25 protein-coding genes are annotated in these 24,685 nt (G+C 61.8%); 16 read left to right on the forward strand and 9 right to left on the reverse strand.

Annotated elements, in window-relative coordinates:
- Positions 1-12: 12 nt before the first annotated feature.
- The 9 genes from AC07OG_RS22015 to AC07OG_RS22055 all read left to right on the forward strand — a co-directional run bounded on the left by AC07OG_RS22015 (position 13) and on the right by AC07OG_RS22055 (position 8,579).
- Positions 13-1,368: a spinster family MFS transporter gene (locus tag AC07OG_RS22015; RefSeq protein WP_495068082.1), complete on the forward strand. Its 1,356-nt coding sequence runs from the start codon at positions 13-15 to the stop codon at positions 1,366-1,368.
- A gap of 78 nt (positions 1,369-1,446) precedes the next feature.
- Positions 1,447-2,421, forward strand: coding sequence for a cupin domain-containing protein (locus AC07OG_RS22020; protein ID WP_495068083.1), 975 nt, complete (start codon positions 1,447-1,449; stop codon positions 2,419-2,421).
- A 95-nt stretch (positions 2,422-2,516) separates the two neighbouring features.
- A complete protein-coding gene (locus tag AC07OG_RS22025) occupies positions 2,517-3,623 on the forward strand; it encodes an NAD/NADP octopine/nopaline dehydrogenase family protein (protein WP_495068084.1) in 1,107 nt (368 codons plus the stop codon).
- Positions 3,623-4,621, forward strand: a complete 999-nt coding sequence (locus AC07OG_RS22030) for a 3-hydroxybutyryl-CoA dehydrogenase (protein ID WP_495068085.1) — start codon at positions 3,623-3,625, stop codon at positions 4,619-4,621. The genes AC07OG_RS22025 and AC07OG_RS22030 overlap by 1 nt, the downstream gene beginning before the upstream one ends.
- Positions 4,622-4,954: 333 nt before the next feature.
- Entirely contained in the window at positions 4,955-5,407 is a 453-nt protein-coding gene (locus tag AC07OG_RS22035; protein ID WP_495068086.1) for an Ohr family peroxiredoxin, read from the forward strand.
- 79 nt (positions 5,408-5,486) lie between these two features.
- Positions 5,487-5,939 carry an Ohr family peroxiredoxin gene (locus AC07OG_RS22040; RefSeq protein ID WP_060541731.1) on the forward strand — a complete coding sequence of 151 codons (453 nt, stop codon included), beginning with the start codon at positions 5,487-5,489 and terminating at the stop codon, positions 5,937-5,939.
- 165 nt (positions 5,940-6,104) lie between these two features.
- Complete coding sequence (locus AC07OG_RS22045; RefSeq protein WP_495068087.1) at positions 6,105-6,563, forward strand: MarR family winged helix-turn-helix transcriptional regulator; 459 nt, start codon at positions 6,105-6,107, stop codon at positions 6,561-6,563.
- A gap of 125 nt (positions 6,564-6,688) precedes the next feature.
- On the forward strand, positions 6,689-7,909 hold the full coding sequence (locus AC07OG_RS22050) for a helix-turn-helix domain-containing protein (RefSeq protein ID WP_495068088.1): 1,221 nt from the start codon (positions 6,689-6,691) through the stop codon (positions 7,907-7,909).
- 37 nt (positions 7,910-7,946) lie between these two features.
- The gene (locus AC07OG_RS22055) at positions 7,947-8,579 is read left to right on the forward strand and encodes a Vgb family protein (RefSeq protein ID WP_495068089.1); all 633 of its coding nucleotides are present in this window, start codon (positions 7,947-7,949) and stop codon (positions 8,577-8,579) included.
- A gap of 427 nt (positions 8,580-9,006) precedes the next feature.
- Here the strand turns inward: AC07OG_RS22055 and AC07OG_RS22060 are convergent, their stop codons facing one another.
- Entirely contained in the window at positions 9,007-9,867 is an 861-nt protein-coding gene (locus AC07OG_RS22060; protein ID WP_495068090.1) for a CAP domain-containing protein, read from the reverse strand.
- Positions 9,868-10,435: 568 nt separating this feature from the next.
- Positions 10,436-11,221, reverse strand: coding sequence for an alpha/beta hydrolase (locus AC07OG_RS22065; protein WP_495068091.1), 786 nt, complete (start codon positions 11,219-11,221; stop codon positions 10,436-10,438).
- 80 nt (positions 11,222-11,301) lie between these two features.
- Here AC07OG_RS22065 and AC07OG_RS22070 point away from each other — a divergent pair, with 80 nt between their 5' ends.
- The 3 genes from AC07OG_RS22070 to AC07OG_RS22080 all read left to right on the forward strand — a co-directional run bounded on the left by AC07OG_RS22070 (position 11,302) and on the right by AC07OG_RS22080 (position 14,278).
- Positions 11,302-12,579 (forward strand): NTP/NDP exchange transporter, encoded by a 1,278-nt coding sequence (locus AC07OG_RS22070; protein ID WP_495068092.1) that lies wholly within the window; start codon positions 11,302-11,304, stop codon positions 12,577-12,579.
- Positions 12,576-13,520 (forward strand): aldo/keto reductase, encoded by a 945-nt coding sequence (locus AC07OG_RS22075; RefSeq protein WP_495068093.1) that lies wholly within the window; start codon positions 12,576-12,578, stop codon positions 13,518-13,520. Before AC07OG_RS22070 ends, AC07OG_RS22075 begins: the two co-directional genes overlap by 4 nt.
- Positions 13,521-13,624: 104 nt before the next feature.
- Positions 13,625-14,278: a peroxiredoxin gene (locus AC07OG_RS22080; RefSeq protein WP_060541723.1), complete on the forward strand. Its 654-nt coding sequence runs from the start codon at positions 13,625-13,627 to the stop codon at positions 14,276-14,278.
- Positions 14,279-14,381: 103 nt separating this feature from the next.
- Here AC07OG_RS22080 and yghX read toward each other — a convergent pair whose 3' ends face one another.
- From yghX to AC07OG_RS22110, 6 genes are all read right to left on the reverse strand, one after another.
- Positions 14,382-15,269 carry a YghX family hydrolase gene (gene yghX, locus AC07OG_RS22085; protein ID WP_495068094.1) on the reverse strand — a complete coding sequence of 296 codons (888 nt, stop codon included), beginning with the start codon at positions 15,267-15,269 and terminating at the stop codon, positions 14,382-14,384.
- Between the two features lie 237 nt (positions 15,270-15,506).
- The gene (locus tag AC07OG_RS22090) at positions 15,507-15,908 is read right to left on the reverse strand and encodes a heme-binding protein (RefSeq protein ID WP_060541721.1); all 402 of its coding nucleotides are present in this window, start codon (positions 15,906-15,908) and stop codon (positions 15,507-15,509) included.
- Complete coding sequence (glcF, locus tag AC07OG_RS22095) at positions 15,908-17,146, reverse strand: glycolate oxidase subunit GlcF (RefSeq protein WP_495068095.1); 1,239 nt, start codon at positions 17,144-17,146, stop codon at positions 15,908-15,910. The genes AC07OG_RS22090 and glcF overlap by 1 nt, the downstream gene beginning before the upstream one ends.
- A 3-nt stretch (positions 17,147-17,149) precedes the next feature.
- Positions 17,150-18,214, reverse strand: a complete 1,065-nt coding sequence (gene glcE / locus AC07OG_RS22100) for a glycolate oxidase subunit GlcE (protein ID WP_495068096.1) — start codon at positions 18,212-18,214, stop codon at positions 17,150-17,152.
- Positions 18,214-19,713, reverse strand: a complete 1,500-nt coding sequence (gene glcD, locus AC07OG_RS22105; protein WP_495068097.1) for a glycolate oxidase subunit GlcD — start codon at positions 19,711-19,713, stop codon at positions 18,214-18,216. Before glcD ends, glcE begins: the two co-directional genes overlap by 1 nt.
- 167 nt (positions 19,714-19,880) lie before the next feature.
- Complete coding sequence (locus tag AC07OG_RS22110) at positions 19,881-21,644, reverse strand: L-lactate permease (RefSeq protein ID WP_495068098.1); 1,764 nt, start codon at positions 21,642-21,644, stop codon at positions 19,881-19,883.
- Between the two features lie 179 nt (positions 21,645-21,823).
- On the opposite strand from AC07OG_RS22110, the gene AC07OG_RS22115 reads away from it, so the two are divergent.
- From AC07OG_RS22115 to AC07OG_RS22125, 3 genes are all read left to right on the forward strand, one after another.
- The gene (locus tag AC07OG_RS22115) at positions 21,824-22,060 is read left to right on the forward strand and encodes a hypothetical protein (RefSeq protein WP_060541716.1); all 237 of its coding nucleotides are present in this window, start codon (positions 21,824-21,826) and stop codon (positions 22,058-22,060) included.
- 183 nt (positions 22,061-22,243) lie between these two features.
- The gene (locus tag AC07OG_RS22120; RefSeq protein ID WP_218423836.1) at positions 22,244-23,311 is read left to right on the forward strand and encodes a hypothetical protein; all 1,068 of its coding nucleotides are present in this window, start codon (positions 22,244-22,246) and stop codon (positions 23,309-23,311) included.
- Between the two features lie 16 nt (positions 23,312-23,327).
- Positions 23,328-23,681 (forward strand): DUF1428 domain-containing protein, encoded by a 354-nt coding sequence (locus AC07OG_RS22125; RefSeq protein WP_060541714.1) that lies wholly within the window; start codon positions 23,328-23,330, stop codon positions 23,679-23,681.
- Between the two features lie 12 nt (positions 23,682-23,693).
- Here the strand turns inward: AC07OG_RS22125 and AC07OG_RS22130 are convergent, their stop codons facing one another.
- Positions 23,694-23,888, reverse strand: coding sequence for a hypothetical protein (locus AC07OG_RS22130; RefSeq protein WP_495068099.1), 195 nt, complete (start codon positions 23,886-23,888; stop codon positions 23,694-23,696).
- Positions 23,889-24,009: 121 nt separating this feature from the next.
- Between AC07OG_RS22130 and thpR the strand changes: the two genes are divergently transcribed.
- Positions 24,010-24,549: an RNA 2',3'-cyclic phosphodiesterase gene (gene thpR / locus AC07OG_RS22135; protein ID WP_495068100.1), complete on the forward strand. Its 540-nt coding sequence runs from the start codon at positions 24,010-24,012 to the stop codon at positions 24,547-24,549.
- The last annotated feature ends 136 nt before the right edge of the window (positions 24,550-24,685 follow it).

Below are 24,685 nucleotides of genomic sequence, written 5' to 3' on the forward strand. Positions count from 1 at the left end.
GAGCAAACACTAATGAATGTCCAGGTCGATAACGCGGTCCTGCAGCACAAGAAAACCTATTTTTACGAGTGGTATGTGGTGGCCCTGTGCATGGTCGCCTACATCTTTTCGTTTGTGGATCGGCAGATCCTGGCGCTGATGATCGAGCCGATCAAAGCCGACCTGCAAATCAGCGACACCCAGTTCAGCTTGCTGCACGGGCTGGCCTTTTCCTTGTTCTACGCATTCATGGGCATGCCCATCGCCTACCTGGCCGACCGCTTCTCGCGACCGAAGATCATTGCCGTCGGCGTGGTTTTCTGGAGCCTGGCGACTGCCGCCTGCGGCATGAGCAAAAACTTCCTGCACATGTTCCTCGCGCGCATTGGCGTCGGCGTCGGCGAAGCGGCGCTGTCGCCCTCGGCCTACTCGATGTTCAGCGACATGTTTCCCAAGGAAAAACTTGGCCGGGCAGTCGGCATTTATTCGATCGGCTCGTTTGTGGGTGGCGGCCTGGCCTTCCTGGTGGGCGGCTATGTGATCGCGATGCTCAAGGATATGAACACCATCGAGGTCGCGGTTCTCGGTGCGATGAAGGCCTGGCAGCTGGCGTTTTTCATTGTCGGCCTGCCTGGCATCGTGGTCGGCCTGTTGATCTGGCTCACCGTGCGCGACCCGGCGCGCAAGGGTTTGCAGATTGATGCTTCGGGCCGCCCGAAGAAGGTCGCGCTAAGCGATGGCTTGCGCTTCCTCGGGCGCCACCGCGCCACCTTTGCGTGCCATTACCTGGGCTTTTCGTTCTACGCCATGGTGCTTTTCTGCATGATGAGCTGGAGCCCGGCGCTGTACATCCGCAAGTTCGGGATGACCCCGGTAGAGGCGGGATACATGCTCGGCACCGTGCTGTTGCTGGCCAACACCGCCGGGGTGTTGTTCGGTGGCTGGCTCACCGATTATCTGGCCAAAAAAGGGCATCAGGATGCCGCGATGCGCACCGGGGTGATCGGTGCCCTCGGCATGGCAGTGCCGGCCGTACTGTTCCCGCAAGTCGATCAACTGTGGCTGTCGGTAGCCCTGTTGGTACCCGCGATGTTCTTTGCCTCGTTCCCGATGCCGGCGTCCACGGCGGCCATGCAGATCCTCGCGCCCAATCAGGTGCGCGCGCAGGTTTCGGCCGTGTTCCTGTTGATCAGCAATCTGCTGGGGCTTGGACTTGGCACTACGATGGTGGCGCTGTTGACCGACCGTTACTTCGGCTCGCCGGCAGCGGTGGGCTCGTCGATGTCGCTGGTGATTGCTGGCGCCTCGGTGTTAACCGTGCTTCTGCTATGGCGTGGTTGCCGTCGTTTCCGCGAAAGCTATGCCAGGGAATACCCTACCCGGGCGTGACATGAATACGCCAGTACTTGGGCCTCGCTGCGTTTCCACGCAGCGGGGCCGCTCTGCTTCAGGTCAGGAGAGCCTCTGATGTTGAATGACGTACACCTGCTGGAACGCCACAGCCTGCTCAGCTCCGCCGATTACCGCGAGATCAAGGACAAGGTCAGCCAATACCTGTGCCCGCATAGCTTCAACGTACTGCGCGACAAGCCCATCCATACCCGGCTTAACGGCGTTTTTTTCGGCGATTCGGCGCTGCTCGACCTGAGTTATGGCGCGCCGGTGGAGATTACCATCGGCGACATTGCCGATCAGTACCTGTTCCGCATTACCTTGCAGGGGCATTGCGAGGTGGCCCACGGGCGGCGCAGCGCGGCGATGCAGTCGGGCTACCTGAGCGTGTCATCGCCATTCGCGCAAAGCCGCATCGTCACCGATGGGCAATGTCGCAACCTGATCCTGCGTGTCGACCGTGATGCCCTGGAGACGCAGTTGCAACGCCTGCTCGGCCGCAGCCTGCGCCAGTCGGTGATCTTTGATGTCAGCGTCGATCACTTGGGCACCGGCGTCGTCAGCCTCTATCACACCCTGGATTACATTTGCCGGCTCTACGGCAGCGGCGTGGACGGATCGCGCCTGGCCAGCGGCCTGTCCGAATACCTGATGCAACTGCTGCTCACACAGTTACCGCATAACTACTCGGCGGACCTGTTGAGCGACTCGCGCGCACCGCTGCCGCACCACGTGAAAAAGGCCCGTGATTACATCGAGGAGCACCTCGACGAACCGATCAGCCTGGCGACGTTGAGCGAACTGTGTGGTGTCTCGGTGCGCACTCTGCAGAATGGCTTCAATCAGTTCCTCCAGCAGGCACCGGTCGAGTACATCCGTGACCGTCGCCTGGCAGTGATCCACGAATCGCTCAGGCAGGGCAGGGCCGGCGAAACCGTCACCGATATCCTGTTGCGTCATGGCATCAACAGCTTCGGGCATTTCTCCAGCGCCTATCGACAACGCTATGGTTGCCTGCCTTCGGACACCCTGCGGCGGCGCAAGCATTGAGACTGCTGCGCAATCGGTCATTCGGCTGCGTAATCGGATAAGTCCGCGGCGCTGCGCCTCGATAGCATCGGGTCTCTGACAAGAGGAGCAACTCGATGAATATTACCGTGCTGGGTGGTGGACACGGCTGTTATGCCGCTGCTGTGGAGATGGCGGAAAAGGGGCATCAGACCCGCCTGTGGCGTCGCGACAGCGCAGCGCTCAAAGAGCTGCTGGACATCGGCAGCCTGACCATCAAGGACTACCGGGGCACTCGCCAGTTGGCCGTCGGCAATCCTGGCGACAAACTGTCCCTGACCGACAACCTGGGCGAATCCCTGAGCGACGCGCAACTGGTCATCATCCCCTTGCCGTCGACCTCCCATGAAGACCTGGCCAGGCAAGTCGCGCCGCACCTGCACGACGGTCAGGTGGTGTTCCTGCCGCCGGGCACCTTCGGCAGTTTCGTGTTCGCCAAGGCCATGGCCGATGCGGGCAACCAGAGCAAGGTCGCTTTCGCTGAAACCGGCACGCTGCCGTACCTGGTGCGCAAGCACGGCGCCAGCGACCTGGTGATCAGTTGCTACGCCACCCGTCTGCCGACCGGCGTGTTCCCGAGCAACCTGTCCGAGCACGCTTTTGCGGTGCTGCGCGAGGCCTACCCGAGCGTCGAGCCGATTGAAGACGCCCTGAGCGGGGCGTTGATGAACGCAGGCCCCATCATTCACCCGCCGCTGATCATGATGAACGCAGGTCCCCTGGAGCATTTCGAGGCCTGGGACATTCACAATGAGGGTACCCAGCCATCGATTCGCCGCGTGACCAACCAGCTTGATGCCGAGCGCATGGCCGTGCGCGAAGCACTGACCTACGGCGCGCCGCACTTTCCGTTGGCCGATCACTACAACACCAGCGAAGGCGAGGAGTGGATGTACGGTCGCGGTGCCCACGGCAAGTTGACCGACAGCGGCGACTGGCGCGAAGACATCGACCTGCAGAAACATCGCTACATGCTCGAAGACACGCGCCTGGGCCTGTCCTTCCTGGTATCCGTCGGCCGGTGGGCCGGTGTGCCTACCCCGGTGGCGCAGGGACTGCTGAGCATCGCATCGGCAGTCGCTGCACGGGATCTTTACGCCGAAGGTCGCACCCTGGAAAACCTCGGTCTAGCCAGTCTTGACCGGGCGCAGATGACCGAGCTGCTGACCAGGGGTTACAACTGATGAACGCTGCGTTGCCTCATGTCTGCGTGGTCGGTGCCGGCCGGATGGGCGAGGGCATTGCCCTGGCGTTCATCCATGCGGGATTGCCGGTAACCCTGATCGACATCAAGGATCGCGCCGAGCACGAGCGGCGTGGTTACTTCGAACGCGTGCGAAACAACGTGCGCAGCGAACTGCAGATGCTGGTACGCCTGGGCATGCTAGTGGAGGAGCAGGCGGACATCGCGATATCCCGGTTGACCCTGCAATCCCGAACCCTGGCCGGGGAGAACTTGCGCCTGTGCGACCTGGTGTTTGAGGCGGTGCCGGAAGTCATCGCCGTCAAGCAGCAGACCTTTGGATGGATCAGCGAGCATGTCCCGGCGTCGACCATCATCGCCTCGACCACCTCGACCTTTCTGGTCACCGAGTTGGCCGAGATGGTCAGTGAACCCCAGCGTTTCGTCAACGCGCACTGGCTCAATCCGGCGTACCTGATGCCGTTGGTGGAGGTCAGCCGCAGCCAGGCGACGTGCCCACAAGTGGTCGAGCGGTTGCTGCAACTGCTCAAGCAGATCGGCAAGGTGCCCGTGGTCTGCAACCCGGTGGCCGGCTACATCGTCCCGCGCATCCAGGCGCTGGCGATGAACGAAGCCGCGCGGATGGTCGAGGAGGGCGTGGCCAGCGCCGAAGATATCGACACCGCAGTGCGCGTCGGCTTTGGCCTGCGTTTCTCGGTGTTGGGGCTGCTGGAGTTTATCGATTGGGGCGGCGGCGACATTCTGTACTACGCCTCGCGCTACCTCAGTGGCGCGTTGGCACCTCGTTTCGAGTCGCCACAGGTGATTGCCGACAATATGCAAAACGGCCGCAATGGCTTGCGTGACGGCCAGGGGTTTTATGACTACAGCGAGCTGGATGTAGAAGCTTACAAGCAACAGCGTCTCGGTGACTTTGTTCGCAAGCTGCAACTGTCGGGGCTGACCCCCGCTTTCGACGGCGCCTTGAGAGAGGCCTGAACACCAGGGCCCGGATGCCGGGCCCTGACTACGCCCCCGATTCTGGCGGCATCTACCGCCCGTCGACGACACTTAAAATAATCTTTGACATGACTGCGGCTTTGGTTGAATATTTATACATCGCGTACGATTAGATCGCTTGCGATAGCAGATCATGACCTTGCCGTTTGGAGATTCCAACCATGAACACCGAAAGTCGCCACACCCGTGATTTCCATGGCCACAACGGCAATAACTGGATGACTGCACCAGCCGCTTGATAAGCGTTGCTTCTACACTTAATAACTCGCATACGATATAATCGCATGCAATAACGCACTGAGGAAACCGTCCATGAGCAAGATTGAAAAAGTACTGGCTACCGGCAAAACCCACACCACCCACAGCGCTGCCGGTGACTCCCTGCGCGGCCATAACGGCAACCTCGATATCGAGTTGTCGTCACCCGGTTCCGCCCAGCCAGCACACACATTCGCCGCCACCCAGCCGCACCCGACCGCCGAGCAATTGTTCGCCGGGGCATGGTCGGCCTGCTACACCGCGGCGGTCGGTCTGGTGGCGCAGGAGCGCAACATCGTGTTGCCAGCGGACCTGGCCGTCGACATCGAAGTGGACCTGGGCCAGACTGGTCCGGCCTATTTCCTTCAGGCTCGACTGACCCTGCGCGTGCCGGGATTGGCACAGGATGTCGCGACGGAACTGGCGCACATCGCCGATTCCATCTGCCCCTATTCCAAAGCGACACGCGGCAATATCGACGTTGCCCTGAACGTGATTACGGCGTGATGCCTGGATGCGGCGATAAGCATCGCACGCGATGCAAGCGCATACGAATTAAGCAACCTGTAAACCTGAGGAAATCATCATGAGCAAGATCGAAAAAGTACTGGCCAGCGGCAGAACCCATACCACCCGTAGCAGCGCCGGCAATACATCGCGCGGCCATAATGGCAACCTCGACATCGAGTTGTCGTCCCCCGGCAGCACCACTGCGGCACACGTGCTTACCGGCGTGCAACCGCACCCCAAAGCCGAGCAACTGTTCGCCGGGGCGTGGTCGGCTTGCTACATCGCTGCGGTAGGGCTGGCCGCTCAACAATTGAAGGTGACGTTGCCATCCGATACGGCTGTCGATATCGAAGTCGATCTGGGCCAGACCGGTGAGCAGTACTTCCTCCAGGCTCGATTGACCCTGCGGGTGCCCGGCCTGGATGAGGGGGTTGCGACCGAACTGGCTCACAACGCCGATGCCATCTGCCCGTACTCCAAGGCCACACGGGGCAATATTGACGTTGCCATCAAGGTCCTGACTGCTTGACCACTGCACGACCGGCTCGCCAGGGTTAAACCTGGTGAGCCGGTCGTCGGCCTGCATGGCGCTGCTTTCTGGACGACTGCCAATGGTGTGAATACTTCCGATACCATCGCATGCGATGTATAGTCGGACCCCGCGATTCATCCGTCCTGCCCACCGAGAATGCCCATGAAACCCACCGACAAGACAGCCGCCCTCGACCTCAAGCTTGCCGATTTTCTGTGTTTTGCGGTCTATTCCTCCAACCTCGCGTTCAGCAAGGCGTATAAGCCGATGCTCGAACGGCTTGGCCTCACCTATACGCAATACATCACCCTCGTCGCGCTGTGGGAGGAAGACAACCAGACCGTGGGCAGCCTCGGCGAGAAGCTATTTCTCGAATCCAACACCCTCACGCCGATCCTGAAGAAGCTCGAAGCGATGGGTTATCTGCTGCGCCAGCGCGATCCGCAAGACGAACGCCAGGTACGGATCAGGCTCACGAAAGAAGGACGCAAACTGCGTGAAGGCCTCTGGGAAGAAGGTTTCCCGCAAACCGGTCTCGACCCTGACGAATTCGTGCAGATGCAGAAGGCAATCGTCAAATTACGCAGCAATCTGATCCGTTCGACGAAAGACCGGGAGTAGGGCGCCAAGGCAATGTAACTGTTGCTCCAGCCATTGTTCCTCGGCGTACGCTCCTGGTGGCCTGTCGTGAATTAGACTAAACCGGGGTATGCAACGGTGGGAGTGACAAGCGTGGCGGTATTGCGATGGACTCGATGATCACAGCGGCAGCCCGCGCCCTGGCGGCGGGTGATCCCTTGGGCGCGCTGGACCGCGTGGCCTTGCGCGACGATGCACCGGCGCTGGCGCTGCGCGGTATTGCCATGGCTCAGTTGGGCGATCTGGTGCGGGCCCGGGCGCTGATCAAAAGCGCCCTGCGCGGGTTCGGCCCGAAAGAGTCATTGTCCCGGGCCCGCTGCGTGGTAGCCGAAGCCGAGATCGCGCTGGCTTCCCGGGAACTTGGCTGGCCGGTCAAGGCGCTGGAAGCGGCGCGAATCACCCTTGAGGCGCACGGTGATCAGGTCAATGCCGATCACGCCCGCTATCTGCAAATTCGTCGACTGTTGCTGATCGGTCAGCTCGATCAAGCGCAACACCTGATCGCCGGACTTAACCCGGACCCATTGCCCCCAGCGTTGCGCACGGCCCACGAACTGGTACTGCTGGGAATTGCCCTGCGCCGCCTGCAATCGCGCGCGGCCAGGGATGCCCTGACGCGGGCACGGCGCGCGGCCGATCAAGCCGCCATTGCGGCGTTGAGCGCTGAAGTTGAACACGCAGCGATGCTCCTCGACACCCCGGTTGCGCGCCTGATTGCCGGGGGCGAACAGCGGCCAGTGTTGCTGGACGAAGTTGAAGCCTTGCTTGCTTCGACCTCGCTGGTGGTGGACGCCTGCCGCTACGTCGTGCGTGGCTGCGGCATGTCGGTATCCCTGGGCACACGACCGATCCTGTTCAGCCTCGCGCAAGCATTGGCCGAAGCCTGGCCAGCCGATGTTGTAAGGGAGGTGTTGATCGCCCGGGCATTTCGCCTGAAGCTTTCGGACGAGTCCCACCGCGCACGGCTGCGCGTGGAAATCGGCCGGCTGCGGGTCGCGCTCAAACCCTTGGCCGGTGTGACCGCCACCCCGCGCGGGTTCGTCCTGACCACCCCGGTTTGCCCTGAGGTGGTGGTACTGGTACCGCCGCTCGAAGAAAAATTTGCCGCCTTGTGCGCCTGCCTGGCGGACGGTGAATCGTGGTCCAGTTCGGCCTTGGCGTTGGCACTGAGCATCAGTCAGCGCACGGTACAACGGGCGCTCGATACCCTGGCGGACGAGGGCAAGGTGCAGTCGTTCGGTTGCGGCCGCGCCCGGCGCTGGATGACCCCGCCGATGCCCGGATTCGCGACGACCTTGTTACTCCCGGCGCCGCTGCCCAGTGGTTAGGATCAACGCCACCAGTCCGCTGAAGAGGTAATGCAAGATGAAAACCGCAGCTGCCGAGATCCTTCGTGAATATGGCCCGTTTGTTGGTGTTGACGCCGTGCATGGCGTCACCTGGGACGGCGAACAGGTCTGGTTTGCAACCACCGACAGACTTCACGCCCTCGACCCCGAAAGCGGCAAGACACTGCGCTCGCTGGAGGTCGCCGGCCATGCCGGGACTGCCTTCGATGGCGAGTATCTGTACCAGATTGCCGAAGACCGTATCCACAAAATCGACCCGCAGACCGGCCGCGTCCTGGCCACAATCCCCGCACCCGGCGGCGGCAACGACTCGGGCCTGACCTGGGCCGAAGGCTCGCTGTGGGTAGGGCAATATCGCGAGCGCAAGATTCACCAGATCAACCCCGGTACCGGCGAGATCCTGCGCACCATCGAATCCAACCGTTTCGTCACCGGCGTGACCTGGGTCGAAGGTGATCTGTGGCATGGCACCTGGGAGGGCGATGAGAGTGAGTTGCGCCGTATCGATCCGCAGTCCGGCGAAGTGCTGGAGAGCCTCAGGATGCCTGCCGGTGTCGGCGTGTCGGGTCTGGAATCCGACGGCGGCGAGCGATTCTTTTGCGGTGGAGGCGGCAGCGGCAGGGTGAGAGCGGTGCGCCGGCCGTCATGAGTCGCTGAACTTGAGCAATGGCCAGGTTGCCAGCCAGTTCTTGCTGATCGTCCTTCTTTTCGGCCATAGTGTTTTCCCTTCCTTACGCACTTTCTACTGGTCGAAATCGGTCTAAAAGTGCGGTTGGCAATCTGCTCGATTTTGCTATCCTCAAACCTGTAGGTGAAGACGCAGACTGATGCGCAAAAGGATAGCGAGGACGCGTGGGGCGCGCTCCGAAGGGTACACGGTTAGAAAGATCTCCGCGCTGAGATCCAGCCCTTATGCCGTGTGAAGCAGAAGAGTTCCATTACAGCTACACGACTCTTTTGTGGGAGGCCTGATAAACCTCGTAAGCCGGAGACCAGCACCGGCCACCTACTTTATCTCCCACTACAAAGCCCGCCACGCGCGGGCTTTTTAATGTCCTGCAGATAGGTGTGCTGGCTCATGGCGCTCCGAACAGCATCGTCCAGTAAACGCCGCGGTCGCTGCGGGAGTCGGCGGCGTAAGCTGCACCGACCTGGGTGAACATCGGGCTCATCAGGTTGGCGCAATGCCCGGGGCTGGCGAGCCAGCCGGCCATGGCCTTGGTCGGTGAACCCTGGCCGGCGGCGATGTTTTCACCAATCTGCCGTCCCCGGAAACCGGCGGCCCTGGCCCGGTCTGCGGGCATATCGCCGTCGGGGTCCTGATGGGCGAAATAGTTGCCCACGGCCATGGCATTGCTGTGGCCCTGGGCGGCGGCGCCGAGGGCGGCGTTCCAGGTCAGCGGGCGTGCGGCGGCAAAACGCTGGTGTCCGCACAACCGTGGTCTGGCCCGGGCTGCGTTGACCTGAGCCAGCAGGGCCTTGCCAGCATCTCGCGCATCGCCGGTCTTACCGTCGAGCACCGGCCGTGCAAGCACCACTTGCCATTGGCTGCCGGCGCGACTGACGCCAATGTCGGCGTACTGGCTATCGAGCAATGCTGTGCAATGCTCGTCCTGGAGCAAATCGAAGGCATCTTCGGCATCCCGGGCGCCGACCACGCGGATGCTGCGCACTGTCACCGCCTGATAGCCGGAAGCTTTCAACCTGTCGCGCAGGCCACCACCGTAGCCGATCGGCAAGGCCAGGTTGGAATTGAACGCGAGGGGAGCCAACCGTTGTTCCGGTCGTCGTTCGCAGCGTTGCGGATGAGCTCTATAGTCGTTGATGGCTGCCACCAGCTGTCTTTGCGCGTCGGCAAGGGCGGGGCTGGCGAGAGTGGGAAGCAGGGTAAGCAGGCACAGTGAAGTAACGCGCGAGGCAACGACAGTTTGGCGCATGGGGGGACAGCTCTGATGAGATGACAAGTTTGAGAGAGCAGGAAAACGCGGGGATATGACTGTAATGCTGTTCACTTAAGCGGGGCAATACACCTTGTGGCGAGGGGGCTTGTCGGACCGCCGCACCGCCCCGTTGGGCCGCGAAGCGGCCCCAAAACCTGCCACCGAGGCGTATCAGATACACCGTGTGCAATGGTTTTACGACTGCTTCGCAGCCGAACGGGGCGGTGCGGCGGTCCGACAAGCCCCCTCGCCACATGTGTGTGCCCCAGCTTAAGTGAACAGCATGACGGGATATGACTGGACTATCGACACAAGGTTCACGGCGAGGGGGAAACGGACCGCAGAGGCCCACGTTGACACTAATCCCGCATCAATACTGGCAGGCCTGACGCCATCGCGAGCAGGCTCGCTCCCACAATTTGATCCTCAGTGTCCGCAAATCTGCGGCTGCCCGGGATTCCCTGTGGGAGCTAGCCTGCTGGCGATGAGGCCAGTACATCCGGCATCAGTGCTGGCAGGGCTGACGCACTCGCAAGCAGGCTCGCACACGACTTTGTAACCCTCCTTACAACCCGGCTCCGAGCGCTTTCAGGTAGTCGGGACTGTCGCCGATCGAGTTATGCCCCGTGCCCGGAATGACCTGCAGCGAGGCCACGCCACTGGCGAAATGGCGGTAAAGGCGATCGGTGCTGGCGCGAGGGATCACTTCGTCACGCTCGGCGGCTATCAGCCGCGTAAGCACCTTGATGCGTTCGGCATAGCGCCAGGACTCGAATTTATCCTGCAACAACCACCGCACGGGAAATCCGCGAAACTGCCGTGTGGCCAGTTCCTCAAGGCTGTTATACGGTGTGATCAGCACCAGGCGTGCCGCCGGTCGTTGGCTGGCAAGGCGCACCGCCACCCCCGAGCCCAGACTGCGACCGACCACGGCAATGTGTGAATGCTCGGCGTGAACCAGGTCGAACAAGGTCACGGCATCCCGTTGAATGGCCTCTTCAGAAGGGGAACCGGCGCTTCCCCCGAAACCTCGGTAGTGCATTAGATAGACAGCGTAATCAGGAAATGCCTGGGCAAAACCGGGCAGATTGCGTGAGACATCCTCGGCGTTGCCACCAAAATAAATCAGTGCCTTGGGGCCCTGGTGCGGTCTGACGGAGACCAGCACCCGGGCGTCGCCGACCGGCAACGTCAGGGTAACGGGCGCCTCGATGGCGCGCGATTGCGGAAAGTAGATCAGCGCACGCTGAAACACGAACAACGCAGCGCACAGCGCCAGATACAGCGCGGCTACGATGACGACGATTAACACCAGGGCGCGTGACATTCGGCTAACGTCAGTGGACCGCATTGACGACTCGGGACTTGCAACGGAGATAGGGTGATCGCTGCCAGAGTGTAGTCAAACGCTGGCGCAAGAGGAGGGCACCGATGCTCGGCGTGGAAAAATGGCTAAACGTCCTGCCATCCGAAAGAGCGGCCCTGATGCTGGGTTTCGCCTTCCATTTCTGCGTGCTCGCCAGTTATTACCTGGTGCGGCCCTTGCGCGATGCCCTCGGGCTCGAAGGCGGAGCCGGGCAATTGCAGTGGTTGTTCACCGCCACCTTTGTTGTCATGTTGCTGATGGTACCGGTGTTCGGGACGCTGGCGTCGCGTCTGCCGGCAACGCGCTTCGTACCGTTGATTTACCGGTTGATCGCCTTGTCGATGTTGCTGTTTGGCCTGTTGATCGCCAACCACATCGCCCCGGTGGCCGTGGGGCGGGTGTTTTTCGTGTGGATCAGCATCTACAACCTGTTCATCGTGTCGATTTTCTGGAGCGTGCTGGTCGACCGTTTTTCCAGCGAACAGGGTCGACGCCTGTTCGGTTTCATTGCCGCAGGCGGCACCCTCGGCACGTTTATCGGGCCGTTGCTGGCCGCGAGCATGGTCGGCCGTCTCGGCCCGGTGGCGCTGACCGTCGCGGCGGCGCTGCTGTTGGAAGTCGCGGTGCGCTGCTATCGGGCGCTGTTGTCGCGAACCCGCTCGCAATCCGGCAGCCTGGTGCTGGACGAGCGGCGTATGGGCGGCAGCATCCTCGCCGGCGTCACTTTGATCCTGCGCTCGCCATATCTGCTGGGGCTGGTGGCGTTCATGCTACTGCACACCAGCGCCGCGACCCTGTTGTATTTCGAGCAGGGACGAATCGTCGCCGGCAGCTACGCTGATGTGGGCAGCCGCACGCAATTCTTCGCCGTCGTCGATTTGCTGGTATCGGCCCTGACCTTGATCTGTCAGCTGCTGCTGACGGCACCGCTGATCCGTTTGATTGGCGTTGGCGGGGCGCTGGCGGCGTTGCCAGTGGCGGCGATGGCAGCGTTTGCCGCCATGGCCCTGGCGCCCGTGCCAACAACGGTGGCCCTGGCCCAAGGCCTGCGCCGGGCGGTGGAGTTCGCCATTGTGCGCCCGGCGCGCGAGGTGTTGTGGACGGTGGTCAGCCGCGAGGAAAAGTACAAAGCCAAGAATGTGATCGAAACCCTGGTGTATCGCGGCGGTGATGCCGCCAGCGGTTGGTTGTCGGCAGGATTGGCGGCAATGGGCGCAGGCTTCGCCCTGGTGTCGCTGTTTGTCCTGCCGTTTGCCGGCGCCTGGGGCTGGCTGTGTTTCTGGCTGGCACGACGACAGGCGCAAAAAGCGCAACCCGATCGACTGGTGAGGAACGATTTATGAGCCATCCTGAGGGGTACACCCGTAGAGAAGTTCTCACGCTGGCTGCCGGTGTTTCGGCGGTCTTCACGTTCGGTCCGGCCGGCGCGCAAACCGCGCCGTCGACGGGAACAGGAGGCAAGACCATGCTGACCCGAGTCATTCCTTCCAGCAACGAGCCCTTGCCCGTGGTGGGTGTGGGCACCTATCGCGGCTTCGATGTAGCGCCATCGGACCCTGCTTACAAGGACCTGCCGGCAGTCCTCAGCGCGTTGTTCGAGAAAGGCGGGAAGGTGATCGACAGCTCGCCGATGTACGGTCGTGCCGAACAGACTACTGGCGAACTGCTGTCGATCCATGAGCCGCGTTCGCCAGCTTTCCTGGCCACCAAGGTGTGGACCCGGGGCCGCGAAGAAGGCATTGCGCAGATGGAACAGTCCTTTGCCCTGTTGCAGACCGATCGCATCGACTTGATGCAGATCCACAACCTGCTGGACTGGCAAACCCACCTCCCGACCCTGCGCCAATGGAAGGAAGAGGGGCGCATTCGCTACATCGGCATCACCCATTACACCGCTTCGGCCTACGAAGAGGTGGAGGCGGTACTCAAGGCCGAGCCGGTGGATTTTTTGCAGATCAACTACGCCCTGGATGATCGCGCTGTGGAGAAACGCCTGTTGCCGCTGTGCCGCGAGAAAGGGGTGGCGGTGATCTGCAATCGACCGTTCGGTGGCGGTGGCTTGCTCGGCCGGCTCAAAGACAAACCACTACCGGGCTGGGCCGCACAAGTCGGGATCAAGAGTTGGCCGCAGCTGGCGCTGAAATTCCTGCTGTCGCATTCGGCGGTGACCTGCGTTATCCCTGGCACCGGCAAGCCGCGCTACATGGCAGAAAACGCCGGGGCCGGTTTTGGCCCGATGCTCACCGATGCCCAGCGCCAGCAATTGATCGCGCTGGTGGGGTAGCCGAGGCAGGCCGGCGAGTCCGGCATCCTCTCCTATACTGTTTCGCGTCCATGCCGTCGGTAGCGCTGGCGGCTTCCCTGTCCATCACTGCAAGGAGATCGAACATGGCAATCCGCATTGGCGACGAAGCGCCGGATTTCACCGCTGAGACCACTGAAGGCACGATTCGCTTTCATGAATGGATCGGCGACAAGTGGGTCATCCTGTTCTCCCATCCGAAGGACTTCACCCCGGTGTGCACCACGGAGCTGGGCTACCTGGCCAAGCTCAAGCCGCAATTCGACCAGCGCAACACCAAAGTACTCGGGCTCAGTATCGACCCGGTCAGCGACCACAACAAATGGGTCGGTGATATCGAGGAAACCCAGGGCAGTGCGGTCAACTATCCGCTGATCGGCGACGAAAACCTGGTGGTGGCCAAGCTCTACGACATGATCCACCCCAACGCCAGTGGTGGCTCGCGCACGGCGGTGGACAACGCCACGGTGCGTTCGGTGTTCATCGTCGGCCCGGACAAGAAGATCAAGGCCATGCTGATCTATCCGATGAGCGCCGGGCGCAACTTCGATGAAGTGCTGCGTTTGCTCGATTCGCTGCAACTGAACGCCAAGCACACCGTGGCTACGCCAGTGAACTGGCGGCCGGGTGAAGATGTGATCATCCCCACTTCGGTGTCGGATGAAGATGCGAAAAAGAAATATCCCGATGGCTTCAAGACCCTCAAGCCCTATCTGCGCACAGTCGCGCAGCCGAAGTAACCATTGCCCACATCCGTAGGAGCCGGCTTGCTGGCGATGGCGTACTCAAGCGCCATCGCCAGCAAGCCGGCTCCTGCAGGTCTGCCCACCACCTGACATCCGGTCAAGCCAGATACTTTCTGAACCACCCCAACGTCCGCTCCCACGCCAGTTTCGCTGCCGCCTCGTCATACCGGGGTGTCGAATCATTGTGAAAACCGTGGTTGCATCCAGGGTAGATGTAGGCCTCATAAGTCTTGCCGCCAGCCTTCAGCGCCTGTTCATACGCCGGCCAACCTTCGTTGATGCGCGTATCCAGTTCGCCAAAGTGCAGCATCACCGGCGCCTTGATCCGGGCGACTTCCTCTGTCGTCGGCTGGCGGCCATAAAACGACACGGCGGCGCCCAGTTCCGGGTAGGCCACGGCTGCCGCGTTGGCCACACCACCGCCGTAGCAGAAGCCGGTGATGCCGACTTTGCTGTTGCCGGCCGGGTGTTTCATCAGCCACTCGACGGCGCCGAAAAAGTCATTCATGAGCTTTTCCGGATCGACCTTGGCTTGCAGCTCGCGGCCCTTGTCATCGTTGCCGGGATAACCGCCGACCGACGTCAGGCCGTCCGGGGCAAGGGCGATTAACCCGGCCTTGGCCACCCGCCGGGCGACATCTTCGATGTACGGGTTGAGCCCTCGGTTTTCATGCACGACCACCACCGCCGGCACTTTTCCGGTGGTCTTGGCCGGACGCACCAGATAACCGCGAACCTGGCCGTGGCCCTTGGGCGAGGGGTAGGTGATGTATTCGGCAATGATGTCTGGATCGGTGAACTCGACCTGTTCGGCCAGCGCATAGTTGGGGCTCAATGCCGCCAGCAGCGCGCTGGCGGTCAATCCACCCAGGGTGAACAACGCCGCGCGATCGAGAAACTCGCGTCGGTTTATCTTGCCGTGGGCGTAGTAGTCATAGAGTTCCAGCAGTTGCGGGGCAAAGTCTTTCGCAGTGAGACGGGTCATCTTTGCGGTTCCTTATTCGGCTGGTTGATAGCTTGTCAGCGGGTCCACTGAGCAATACAACTCCTGTTGGAGCAGCCCTTGTGGCGAGGGGGCTCGCCCCCGTTCTCACAAGAGCTTTAGCGCTTCGCAGATGTCGGGGCTGCTTCGCAGCCCAACGGGGCGATGCGGTATTCCGAAAAAAAATCGCCACAGGACTCCCACAGGGATGTGTGGTGAATGCTCAAATTTGCGGGCTATTCAATTCAGGCACTGGGCTCCCGCCTTGGCCACCTGCGCATCCTGTTCAGCCTTGACCCCGGAAACTCCGACCGCGCCGATCACCTGGCCGTCGAAGACAACCGGCACGCCACCTTCCAGCGAAGTCAGCAACGGCGCTGACAGAAAAGCGTAGCGCCCCCCGTTGATCATATCTTCATAACCCTTGGATTCACGCCGCCCGAGAGCCGCAGTGCGGGCCTTTTCAGTGGCGATATAGGCGCTGCTGGGCGCGGCGCCGTCGAGGCGTTCGAGGGCCAGTGGGTGACCGCCATCGTCGACCACCACAATGGTCACAGGCCATTGATTGTTTTGCGCCTCGGCACGGGCCGCGGCGAGGATCCGCCTGACTTCGCTCTGGCAGAGCACCGCTTTGCTGTTCATCAGGATTCTCCGGGGTTGGTTTGCGCCATGGCCGCTTCGACCAGCTCGATCCAGTGCCGCACAGGAGTGCGGCCGGCACCGTCAAGGTGCGACTGACAGCCGATATTGGCCGTGACAATGACCTCGGGATGTCCGCTTTCCAGGGCGTTGAGCTTGTTGTCGCGCAGCTGCCGGGACAGCTCGGGCTGGGTCAGCGAATAGGTGCCGGCCGAACCGCAGCACAGATGACCGTCGGGAACGGCCGTAAGGTTGAAGCCCAACTGGCTTAGCAAAGCCTCTACCACGCCACCGAGTTTCTGCCCATGCTGCAAGGTGCACGGGCAATGAAACGCCAGGCGCTGGCTGGCGTGGATGCCGAGTTGCTCCAGCGGCTCGTCGCGCAGCACTTCCACCAGGTCCTTGGTCAGTGCACTGACTTTTTTGGCCTTGTCGGCATACACCGGATCGCTACGCAGCAGATGACCGTAATCCTTGATGAAGGCACCACAACCGCTGGCGGTCTGCACGATCGCCTCGGCACCTTTTTCAAGGGCCGGCCACCAGGCGTCGATGTTGCGGCGAGCACGATCCAGGCCTGTGGCCTGGGCGTCGAGGTGATAATCCACGGCGCCGCAGCAACCGGCTTCGCCAGTGGCGGTCACGCCGATCCCAAGGCGATCCAGCACCCGTGCGGCAGCCGCGTTGGTATTGGGCGACAGCCCCGGTTGCACGCAACCCTCGAGCATCAACACCTGTCGTTCACGGTGGGTCACCGGGCGTGGCTTGGCTGCATAGGTATGACGCGGCAGTTTGCTTTGCAGGGCATCGGGCAGCAATGCCCGGAACACCTGGCCACTGCTGACCAGCCCCTTGAACAGCTGCGGATGGGGCACGGTGCGGCGCAATCCCTCACGCAACAGGCGTTGCCCGAGCGGACGCGGCACGGCGGCATCGACCACGGCCCGGCCTATATCCAGCAGGTTGTGGTAATCGACGCCCGACGGGCAGGTGGTTTCGCAATTGCGGCACGACAGGCAGCGGTCCAGGTGCTGTTGGGTCTTATGGGTGACTTCGTTGCCTTCGAGCACCTGCTTGATCAGATAGATTCGCCCCCGTGGCCCGTCCAGCTCATCACCCAGCAGTTGATAGGTCGGGCAAGTGGCATTGCAGAACCCGCAGTGCACGCAGGAGCGCAGGATGCTTTCAGCCTCGGCGGCACGGGGCAGGTGGCTGGCGCGTTCACTCAAGGTCGTCTGCATGGTTCAAAGCTCCGCGTACAGGCGCCCGTGGTTGAAAATGCCCCGGGGGTCGAGTTGCTGTTTCAGGTTGCGGTGATAGCGCAGCAGGGTTGGGGGTAGCGGCTGAAACGGGGTGTCGCACAGGCCATGGCTGAAGCAGGTGACATGGCCGCCGACCTCGTCGACCACCTGGCGAATGAACGCCGCTTCGGCATCGGATTTCAACCAGCGCTGGGCGCCACCCCAGTCAACCAACTGGCGGCCCGGCAGTGACAGACGCGGGGTGTTGTGCGGCAGGGACAGGCGCCAGAGGGGCTGGTCTTCATCGAAGAAATTCAAGCGATGCTCGTTGAGATCGCCCCAGTACGAATCCTCCAGCCATTGACCCCCGAGGCGTTCATGGGCCGCCTTTACCGAACCTTCACCGCCTTCCAGGCGCAAGTGCAGGCGCTCTCCGTCGTGGCAGGCGGCGCTGATCGGCAGCGGCTGCTGGCCCCATTGCGCCAGCTGCAGCAAGGCACGCTCACTGTTCATCTCCAGGCTGATGCTCAGGCACTGTCGAGGTTTTGGCAGGACTTTCAGCGAGACTTCGGTGATGACCCCGAGGCAGCCGTAACTGCCCGCCATCAGGCGTGACAGGTCATAGCCGGCGACGTTTTTCATGACCTCGCCGCCCAGGCGCAATAATTTGCCCTGACCACTGATAACCCGGGTGCCGAGGACGAAGTCCCTGACCGAACCTGACCAGGGCCTGCGTGGCCCTGACAGCCCGCAGGCAATCATGCCGCCGACCGTGGCATTGTCGCCAAAGGACGGCGGTTCGCAGGGCAGCATCTGTTGCGCGGCATCCAGCACTTCGGCCAGTTCCGTCAGCGGTGTGCCGCAGCGGGCGGTGATCACCAACTCGGTCGGGTCATAACTGACGATGCCACGGTGCGAGCGGGTGTCGAGTATCTCGCCGGCCGTGGTGCGTCCGAGAAAGGCCTTGCTGTTGGAGCCCTGAATGCGCAGCGGCGTGGCGTTTTCCAGCGCCTGATTGACCTGCTCCAGCAGCACGAGGCTGTTGTCGACATCGTCCGCGCCGCGCATTAGAAACGCTCCAGCTCAGGGAAGGGCAGTTGCCCGGCATGCACGTGCATGGCGCCAAATTCGGCGCAGCGGTGCAAAGTCGGGATGTTCTTGCCGGGGTTGAGCAAGCCGCCGGGATCGAAAGCGTCCTTGATCGAATGGAATACCGTCAACTCATCGCTGTTGAACTGGGCGCACATCTGATTGATCTTTTCCCGGCCCACCCCATGTTCGCCGGTGATGCTGCCGCCGACCTTCACGCACAGTTCCAGTATCTTGCCGCCCAGGGCTTCGGCGCGATCAAGCTCACCCGGTTGATTGGCGTCGAACAGAATCAGCGGGTGCATGTTGCCGTCCCCGGCATGGAACACGTTGGCCACCCGCAGGCCGTATTGCTCCGACAGTTGGGCAATGGCCTGCAGCACGCCGGGCAGTTCGCGACGGGGAATGGTGCCGTCCATGCAGTAGTAATCCGGAGAAAGGCGGCCCACTGCCGGGAAGGCATTCTTGCGCCCGGCCCAGAACCGCACCCGCTCGGCCTCATCCCTGGCCTGGCGGACCTCGATGGCGCCCGCCTGTTGCAGCACCTGGCGCACCCGATCGCAGTCGTCGTGGACGTCAGCTTCAACGCCGTCGAGTTCGCACAGCAGAATGGCCTGGGCGTCGACCGGATAACCGGCGTGGATGAAGTCTTCGGCGGCGCGAATGGCCAGGTTGTCCATCATTTCCAGGCCGCCGGGAATGATACCCGCGGCAATGATGTCGCCGACCGCACGGCCAGCTTTTTCCACGGAGTCGAATGCCGCCAGCAGCACTTTGGCGGTCTGGGGTTTGGGCAGCAACTTGACCGTGACTTCGGTAATCACCCCGAGCAGGCCTTCGGATCCGGTGAACAGCGCCAGCAGATCGAAACCGGGGGAATCCAGGGCGTTGGAGCCCAGGCTCAGGTACTCGCCCTCGACGGTGAGGATGTCGACCTTCAGCACGTTGTGCACGGTCAGGCCGTATTTCAGGCAATGCACGCCGCCGGCATTTTCCGCCACGTTGCCGCCGATGGAACAGGCGATCTGTGAGGAAGGGTCCGGTGCGTAATACAGGCCGAACGGCGCGGCGGCCTGGGAAATCGCCAGGTTGCGCACCCCCGGCTGGACCCGCGCAGTGCGGGCGGCGGAGTCGATGTGCAGGATGTTATTGAAGCGCGCCATCACCAGCAGCACGCCTTTGTCCAATGGCAATGCGCCGCCGGACAAGCCGGTACCAGCACCCCGGGCGACCACGGGCACCTGCAGCTCATGGCAGACGCGCAATATGCCCTGTACCTCATCGAGGTGCCGGGGCAGCACCACCAGCAAGGGCGTGGTGCGGTAAGCGGACAGTCCGTCGCATTCGTACGGTTTGAGCTCTTCCTGCTGGTGCAGGATTTCCAGGTCCGGCAAGCGGGTTCGCAGGGCCTGCAACAGCTCATTTTTGTCGACGTCGGGCAGTGCGCCGTCAACGCGTTCATCGTAGAGAATGTTCATCTGGTCACGACACTCACAGGATGTCACTGAGGTTAATCATTGGTCCGGGATGCTTCGCTGTCCATGGCTAATTTGTCAGCCCGAGCGTGGGAACATTCAATAATTGCGTTCTGAAAATGCCACGCCCGGGCGATTCGGCCCGGGCGTGGAAAGTGGCGCAATCAGGCTCAATGCCCGCCTACCACCATGTGGCTGAACGGTGCGACGTAGGCCTGCAACGTCACCAGGCCACCGACCAGGATCGCCAGCACAATGGAGTGGAAGAACACGTAGCGCAGGATTTCCCCTTCATGGCCGTACCAGCGGGTGGCCGTGGAGGCGACCACGATGGACTGGGCATCGACCATCTTGCCCATGACCCCGCCGGAGCTGTTGGCGGCGGCCATCAGGACAGGGCTGATGCCCAGTTGTTCGGCCGTCACCCGTTGCAAACCGCCGAACAGCACATTGGAGGCCGTGTCCGAACCGGTCAGGGCCACGCCGAGCCAGCCGAGCAGGGTGCCGAACATGGGATAGAAGACCCCCGTCGCGGCGAAGGCCAGGCCCATGGTGGCGTCCAGGCCCGAGTAACGGGTGAGAAAGCCCAGGGCAAGCATCGCGACAATGGTGATCAAGGAAAAACGCACCACCCACAGGGTTCGCAAGTATTGGTGAATCAGTTGCGGGATGGAGTAGCCCATCAGCAATCCACCGACGATCGCCGCCAGCAGGATGCCGCTGCCGGTGGCGGTGAACCAGGTGAATTTGTAAATCGCTTCTTCAGTTTTCGCTGCCGGCACCACTGGCGGAACTTTTTCGATTTGCTGGTGAATGGTGGTGAAGGTCACCAACGGCGCGAAAATCGGGTTCGCTTCGCGCAGGGGCTTGCCCTGAGGATCTAGCTTGGCGGCGCTTGTCTGTGGGTCAATCGCCGGGCGAGTGTCGAAATTATTCTTGAAACCCTGGGTGCCCCAGATGAATACGAAGATCGTGAGGATGATCCACGGCATCCACGCGCGCATCACCGCCGGTTTGGCATCGCTGGCGAAGGTTGCACTGGCTACGGGTTTCTCATCGTGTTCGTCGTCGATTTTCGAGTTGTCGACTCGCCCGCTAAGCGCCGCTGAGGTGTGCACCGTGGCGGGCTTCCAGACCCTGAGAAAACCGGTCAGGCAGGCCATGGAAATCAGCGCAGCAATCACGTCCACCAGCATCGGCCCGTGATAGTTGGATACGAGGAACTGCGGGATGGCGAAGCTGACCCCGGCGACCAGGATGGCCGGCCAGATTTCCAGCATCTTGCGCCAGCCGGCGAAGGCCCAGATCAACCAGAACGGCACCAGCACCGAGAAGAACGGCAGTTGTCGACCCACCATCATCGACAATTCCATTTCATCGAGCCCGGTGACCTTGGCCAGGGTAATGATCGGCGTGCCCAGCGCACCGAATGCAACAGGCGCGGTATTGGCGATCAATGCCAGGCCCGACGCGGCCAGCGGTGAAAAGCCCAGCCCGATCAGAATGGCTCCGGTCACCGCCACCGGGGTGCCGAACCCCGCCGCGCCTTCGAAAAAGGCGCCAAAACAGAAGGCGATCAGCAGCAACTGCAATCGACGGTCATCGGTGATGCGTGCCAGGGAATCCTGCAGCACCTTGAACGAACCGTTTTCGGTGGTCAGGCGGTGCAGGAAAATGATGTTCAAGACAATCCAGCCGATGGGCAGCAAGCCATTGGCCGCACCGTACAGCGCCGCAGAGCCGGCCATGTCCGCCGGCATGCCGAAAGCGAAGATCGCGATCAGCAGGGCTGACGCCAGGGCCATCAATGCCGCCAGGTGCGCCTTGACGTGAAAGAAAGCCAGGGCTGCCAGCATCACCACCACCGGCACAGCCGCCATGAGGGTTGAAAGCACCGGGTTGCCGAATGGATCGTAGACTTGCTGCCAGACCATGTTCCACCTCTGCTTTTTATTGTTGGAAATGCAGGCCCCATGGGGGAAGTGGTTCTGAGTATAGGTGGCATTGCGTTTGTGCAAGAAAAGCCCTCCGGTCCAGCGCATCGGCGCGTTTCGGGGGGCTGAGCTAGCATGGCGGATAGGCTTTTGAATCCAGCAACGGGAGGAATGCAGCGATGACTGAACGCCATCTGGTCCACAGGGAGACGTTGTCCAACGGATGCAAGATCGAGGTCAAGGCCGAGATCCTGCGCGACGGGTCATTGGGGATGTTTATCGGGGTCTACGGGCCGGGCGGCAAGGTCATCGAAGAGAACCACGACCCCAAGCCCCACATGCTGGACATGGAGGCCGCGCTGGATTGGGGGGTCGATATTGCCAAAGGTATCGGCAATAGCCAGAGGACGTTATAAGCCAATCGGCGGACCGCTGCCCAGACGGGAGCACACCCCGGGCTCAATGCGCGCCGCTGATGAAACCAGGGCGCGGGTGGAGTCCCGGCTGGCTCGTTGCCCGGTAAGCCGGCGCCTATACTGAAACAGAAGATTCTGATCACCGAACATACCGTGCGGTGAAGACTGCAGGAAACCACGATCTTGAACCTGCGTTCGCTGATCGTCGCCGTGTTGGTGGTATTGGCGGGCTGCGCCACGCCTGAACGTGCGCAGGTGCTGGCACCGCCGCCGGTTGTGGTTTCGCCCAGTACGTGGCAGCAGGTGGACCGGGAAATTGTCGCGGCGTCGCAATTGGCCACCGAGCAGACAACCATCTATGCGCGCGGCTCCATGGACTACTGGCGCACTCGGGTCTATGAGCTCACCGAAGAGAATTTCATTCCCTGGTTCAGCAGTTACTGGACCCAGGAATGGCTGTCGATGAAGGTCAGTTGGTACTCCATCAGCTCCCAGGGCGAACAGGATGCGTCGGCCAAGCGACTGGCGGCGTACCTGCTGGAGGCGTATCAGGAGAAGGTGCTGGCACCCGCGGCGCTGGAGATCGACCCCGACGCGATTCTCAATAAGTCGATGGAGTTCTATGTCGACATTCTCAAAGAGGAAATGGGAAAAATCTCCCGGCGCCACGGCGTGCCGATGGCCCAGCTAAATGGTCGCCTGCAGAAAGTCCCCGCTATCGCCCTCGGGCCGCCCCCGGCGCGGGATGCGTCGTTGTATCAGGTGGTGCGCACCGAACCGTTGAGCACGTTGCCGGCCTATGCGGCGCTGGTCGACAAGGTCCATAAGGCCGGTGGCGATAGAGGGGTCGATTCCACCGACACCGCCATGGCCCCCGTGGCCAAGCGCGCCAGCCAGCGCATAGAGGCCGAAATGGCCCCGCGCGGGGCAGCCAGCGCTGTGGCGGCGGCGGCCGGCAAACTGGCCGGAGGCTTGATCACGGTAGGGGTCGCGGCCATTCGCGCGATTATCCGGGCCAACGATCGGCCGGACAGCGAGGCGCTGATCCGCAGCAGCCTGGGCAACACGTTCGACAAGGCCTGGATGAAGTTGGTGAAAAACCCGACCAGTGGGGTTATGGCCGGCACGTTGTATTTGGCGGCGCAGATCGAAGGCAACCTGGCGGATCGTAGCGAACCGCCGGTCGGGTTGAACGCAGGTACTGTCGATTGGAGTCCACCCGTATCGACTAACCAGCAGAACACCCCATGACCCAAGGAGAACACTCATGTCCTACGTTGATGGTTTTATCGCAGCCGTACCTACCGCCAATCGCGAGCAATACCTCAAACACGCCACAATTGCCGCCGAGATATTCAAGGAAAACGGCGCACTCAGCGTCGTCGAATGCTGGGGTGACGATGTGCCTGATGGCAAGGTGACGTCGTTTCCCTTGGCGGTGAAACTCAAGGCGGACGAAACCGTGGCCTTTGGCTGGCTGATCTGGCCGGACAAGGCCACCCGTGACGCCGGGATGAACAAAATGATGGAAGACCCGCGCATGCAGGCGGACGTCAATCCAATGCCGTTCGATGGCCAGCGGATGGTGTACGGTGGTTTCAACATTCTGCTCCAGGCCTGAGGCTGATTGGGATCACTCCGGCGCCGGGGTGATCCTGCAACTCTTGCGCTGTTGGATTTCGTCGTCCGTCGGTCGCTCGCGGATGAATTCGAAGCGCGGTTCACCTTCGCTGTAATGCACCAGCCAGCCCCAGTCCAGCTTGAGTTCGTCCTGGCCGGGTTCGGGCGGCTTGGCCCACCATGGCTCTTTGCTGATGATCTGTCGCATTGCCCCCTCCAGTTTATCGGCACCTTTGAACTATAACGCCCATGCCCGGTGGCGCCAGAAATGCGCTTGTCGATGCGGATGTATTTTGTACACTCAAGTGTCTTTCCAGGAGGTGACCGGTATGACCGAGGAATCCCGTGAGCCGTTTAAACGCCTGTTTTTTGCGTTGAACTGCGCACCAGGCCAACGCCGGGCAATCGCTCAATGGCGCGGCGAGTTGCATCTGCGCGATGGACGACCGGTGCCGGTGGAGAACTTTCACCTGACCCTGAAATTTCTGGGTTCGGTCGGCGTGGCGCAGATCGCCGACATCTGCGCTGCCGCGGCAAAGGTTCGCACGCCGGGGGAGTCGCTGACTGTGTTGCTTGATCGGCTGGATGTCTGGCGCAAGGCAGGGGCATTGGTGCTGGCGCCCGGACAGGCGCCACCTTCATTGCTGCGGCTGGTGTATGACCTGGAACAGGCGATGTTGCCGTTTGCACTGGAAGAAACACCGCGAGAGTATCGGCCGCATCTGACCCTGATGCGTGACTTTCGCGCGCCGCTGCCGGAATCCTCGGAGCCGCCGGAGTTCTTCCTGCGTGCTGACCGCTTCAGCCTGTTCGAATCCCACAAGGGTCGCTATCGGGCGCTGGCCGAATGGCCGCTTGGTTGTACCTGATAGCCATAAAAAAGGCGCCCGAGGGCGCCAAACTTCACCTTGACCGAGGGAGCCAGGTGAGGCCGTTCTTCTGCAGGAGAGGCAGCGGTGGTAAGGCGCTGCGGGAACGGAAAACGGTAGGGCGAGTATCTGTTGT

It is taken from the genome of Pseudomonas sp. GW821-FHT09H03 (assembly GCF_059415945.1).